The organism is Lacticaseibacillus manihotivorans DSM 13343 = JCM 12514, from assembly GCF_001435035.1.
GTDB classification, from domain to species: domain Bacteria; phylum Bacillota; class Bacilli; order Lactobacillales; family Lactobacillaceae; genus Lacticaseibacillus; species Lacticaseibacillus manihotivorans.
In genome coordinates, this window is the sequence record NZ_AZEU01000052.1 from 1 (window position 1) to 3,779 (window position 3,779).

Genomic DNA, 3,779 nt, shown 5'->3' on the forward strand with positions numbered 1-3,779 from the left:
TTTTATTTTGTCTGAGTGCTAACGATAGTGGCTAACTTGATTGTAAAACGCGGGTTAGGATTATTTTGCTATTACTTTTTCACAAATTCTTGGAGGAACAACAATGACTTACGACTTGACAGTTCGCCTGGCCGCAGAGTTCATCGGCACCGCCATCATGGTGGCACTGGGTAACGGGTCAGTAGCAAACGTTGATTTAAAAGGGACCAAAGGCAACGGTTCCGATTGGATGTTGATCGCAGTGGGATATGGCGCCGGCGTCATGATCCCTGCGATGATCATCGGCGGCATTTCTGGGAATCACATCAACCCGGCTTTCACCATCGGGTTGGCCGTGTCCGGCATGTTTCCGTGGAAAGAAGTCCTGCCCTACTTACTGGCGCAATTTGCCGGCGCGATTTTTGGGCAAGCAATGGTCGTCGCAGCCTACAAACCGCATTATGATCTCACCACCAATCCCCAACATATCTTAGGCACCTTCTCCACCATCAGCGCCACCAAGAGCAAGGCAAATGGCTTTGTGAACGAATTTATTGGCTCATTTATTTTATTCTTTGCCGCATTAGGGATCACCAAAGCGCCATTTTTCCAAAACAACTTAGGCACCGCACACATGGCATTAGGCTTCTTAGTGGCCACCTTGGTTGCCAGCTTCGGCGGACCATCTGGACCTGCGTTGAACCCGGCGCGTGACTTAGGGCCACGGCTGTTGCATCAGTTGTTACCCTTGAAGCACAAAGGGTCAAGTGATTGGGGTTATTCATGGGTCCCAGTGCTGGCGCCGATTTTGGCAGGGATCTTAGCAATCGCGCTGTATAAGAATGTATTTATGTGATCCGATTTGCACCGACTGTTTTGTGGTCGGTGCTTTTTTGTGCCAAATTTTAGAACAGAATTTTATTAGAATTGGTCAAGTTCAATGGTTAAAAGCTGGTACACTATCTGTAGAATGGAGGTGTGGCCATGTTCAAACGACTATTATTGTTGGCTGCGGTGATTGCAGGGGTAGTTGGTAGCGGGCAAGCCGTACATGCAGCCAGTGTCAATTTCCAAGTGGCGCCTGAGATCCCCAAAAACCAAATCGACAAAAGACTCGAATACTATGACTTACTGGTCACACCTGGGACAACGCAGAACTTGACCTTTCTGATTCAAAATACCGATTCCGGTTCGCACAAATTCGCGGTTTCAGTGAATCGCGCCGGCACCAGTCCAGATGGGAACACCAGTTATTCAGAGCACGGCGTCAAGCCCACGAGCTCGTTGAAAGTCAACATCGAGTCCTTGTTCCCAAAGCCTCATACTTATACAGTTGATCCGCATAGCACACGACGCATCAGCTTGAAACTCAAAGCACCAAAAGAGGCATGGTCCGGCATTTTACTCGGAGCCCTCAACGTGCAAAAAGTTGATCAAGATGCAAGCACCAACGGCACTGTCGGCATCACCTCGCGGCCAGGTTACGCCATTGGGATCCAGCTGCAAGCAACCAAGACCTTACCGACCTACACGCCAGAGTTGCAATTCAATGGTGCTCAAGTTGCCACGAACGCTTCTGGTAGCAATGTCTCAGCTTTGCTTGAAAATCCTGCCCCGATTTTGCAAACCGGTTTACACGTCTCCGCACAAGTCTTGCGCAACAATAAAAAGGTGTTGAGCCAAGAAATCGCCGGCATCAAACTCGCCCCGAATGCGCAAATGGCTTTTCCATTAACCAAAACCACCACCTCCTTGAAATCTGGCACGTATCATTTAGTGGTTAACGCGCAAAACGGTGAACACAAATGGCACTTCGAAGATAACTTCACTGTCGTCAACCCAGTGATGAAGTCCAAAACTGAAACCAAAGCCAAGCAAGCACATGACGGCCCTTTCCCATCCTGGCTGGTCGCCGTCATGATTGCCATCGTCTCTGCATTAGGCTGGTATATTTGGTATCTGCGCAGTCATCGTCAAGACTAAACCAAGTGCCGTCTGATTTATCATCAGGCAGCGCTTTTGTGTATCTACTATATAAAAAGGCTTCCGCCTCGCATACCTTTCAGTATGTTCAGTGGAAGCCTTTTTCTGCGCTAGGATCAAGGTGCCCAAGTCAGGGCCCAGGACATTGTGGATTGATAATTCGTGTTCAACTTGCCGACCATTGCTGGCAGGTTCATTTTCACATCATTGATATTCCAGGCAATATTGTAAACCCCAGCAGTGCTGTTGTTACCAGTGTTGACCACATCTTCAGGATCTGCGTAGCTAGAGATCTTGGTCTCATTGATAACCGGTTCGTCCCCATTCATATCAACTGTCTTGCCCATCCCCATGTTCAAGTCTGTGGTACTAGAGTCTTTAGTCACTTTCGGCGTGCCCATTGTGACTGAACCGCCAGTGATTGAATCTGAGCCATCTTCGCTAGTCAACGTGGACATTGCCATCTTCAACTGCCAGCCACTGTTGTAAGTACCAACTTGAGTAACTTGCGCTTTGAGGAAGTCATCAGCATCAGTGACTGTCGAGGTCGCCTGATCGTCAGTATCAGTCAAGGTGCTGAGATCAAAGTTGGCCAGTTTTGAACTGTCGGTTGACTTTGGTAACAAGTCAAGCGTTTGGGCCCCGGAGAGCACATCAGCATGACCCCTTCATCAATATCAGTATCAGGTGTATCTGAGTCAGGATTGATCTGAGGCGTGATTGCGCCAACAGAATCAAAGGATTTCAACACCAATCCCACATTACTATTATAGGTAAACTGAACTGGTGGTGTCGCTTCAAACTTTTCATAGCCTGCAGCGGCGGTGTCCTGCGTCATCGTAACCGTCACATCTTTACCTAATGGCAAACCATCTATCGGTTGGATAAGCGTGGAACCGTTACCTGAACTGGTCGTCACGGTTTGACTGCCATAGCCTTCGTAGTCTAAGTTAAACGTCGCGTTGCCGACTGGCACTTTATCTCCAGACGTATCTGCGGCTGAAGATTTCGCGACTAATGTATCTCGACGTAAAATCACCCGCAAATCCCCGGTGTTAACTTGATTCGATGAATCATTAGCAACCACACTTGAGGTATTAACGTCAGTTACCATATTATCTGTATTAGTACCTATCGACGTAGAACCCACCGTTGTTTCCCCATTTGAAAGTGACAATCCGAGATACCGGAACCGTGAAGCCATCTGCCATAGTAGGTTGAATACTCAGCATAAACTGCACTGATCCAGAAGTTGGTGCAGGATCAATATTCAAGGCGGAAGCCATTTGTTTTACCGAAATTGGAATATCGCCACTTTTGGCATCAGAATTCAATTGTATCGTGCCTCTAGATGTTGGCACATTAATTGGAGTAAAGTTGACGGCAACTTGCTCTTGAACACTTTCAAAACTAGCAGTCGTGATGCCTTTTGAATCAGACTTCGGAACCTGACGACGCACATGAAGTTTGTAAGTCAAATCCTTGTCCGTATAAACAACGTCGGCACCTGTATTGACCTTTTTCATTGGACCATACGAATCACTAATCGTCGAGCCATCAAGGGATTTGATGCCAGTAACCCCTTTGCCAACCTGATAGACGATCAAGGCTGTTTCGCCTTTAGCATAGTTGGTCGGCGCGACTGTTTCGACTACTTTAAAGTAATGTGTCGAGCCAGGAACCGTTGCTGTCGGATTGAAGTGGAACAAGCCATTTTTATCAGAAATCAATCCCTTAGCTGATGGCATCTTATCGGCAGCAGCATAGTTATAATCACGCAAGCGCTGCGCCCTTGCCCAAAAGGCAATGAAAAGGCT

5 protein-coding genes are annotated in these 3,779 nt (G+C 47.6%); 2 read left to right on the top strand and 3 right to left on the bottom strand.

Annotated features, from left to right (window positions below; all coding sequences use genetic code 11):
• The first annotated feature begins 103 nt into the window (after window positions 1–103).
• Window positions 104–835 carry an MIP/aquaporin family protein gene (locus tag FD01_RS03400; RefSeq protein ID WP_054719781.1) on the top strand — a complete coding sequence of 244 codons (732 nt, stop codon included), beginning with the start codon at window positions 104–106 and terminating at the stop codon, window positions 833–835.
• A 128-nt stretch (window positions 836–963) separates the two neighbouring features.
• Complete coding sequence (locus FD01_RS03405) at window positions 964–1,962, top strand: DUF916 domain-containing protein (RefSeq protein ID WP_056962587.1); 999 nt, start codon at window positions 964–966, stop codon at window positions 1,960–1,962.
• Window positions 1,963–2,078: 116 nt separating this feature from the next.
• Here FD01_RS03405 and FD01_RS03410 read toward each other — a convergent pair whose 3' ends face one another.
• From FD01_RS03410 to FD01_RS03420, 3 genes are all read right to left on the bottom strand, one after another.
• The gene (locus FD01_RS03410) at window positions 2,079–2,534 is read right to left on the bottom strand and encodes a WxL domain-containing protein (RefSeq protein WP_054719787.1); all 456 of its coding nucleotides are present in this window, start codon (window positions 2,532–2,534) and stop codon (window positions 2,079–2,081) included.
• Window positions 2,531–3,076 carry a hypothetical protein gene (locus FD01_RS03415; protein WP_054719789.1) on the bottom strand — a complete coding sequence of 182 codons (546 nt, stop codon included), beginning with the start codon at window positions 3,074–3,076 and terminating at the stop codon, window positions 2,531–2,533. Before FD01_RS03415 ends, FD01_RS03410 begins: the two co-directional genes overlap by 4 nt.
• 10 nt (window positions 3,077–3,086) lie before the next feature.
• Window positions 3,087–3,779, bottom strand: a 693-nt coding sequence (locus FD01_RS03420) for a hypothetical protein (RefSeq protein WP_235802924.1), incomplete at its 5' end; no start/stop codon positions are given.

Coding starts and splice junctions, on each gene's coding strand:
- FD01_RS03400 (WP_054719781.1), top strand. CDS start 104: ATGACTTACGACTTGACAGTTCGCCTGGCCGCAGAGTTCATCGGCACC.
- FD01_RS03405 (WP_056962587.1), top strand. CDS start 964: ATGTTCAAACGACTATTATTGTTGGCTGCGGTGATTGCAGGGGTAGTT.
- FD01_RS03415 (WP_054719789.1), bottom strand. CDS start 3,076: ATGGTAACTGACGTTAATACCTCAAGTGTGGTTGCTAATGATTCATCG.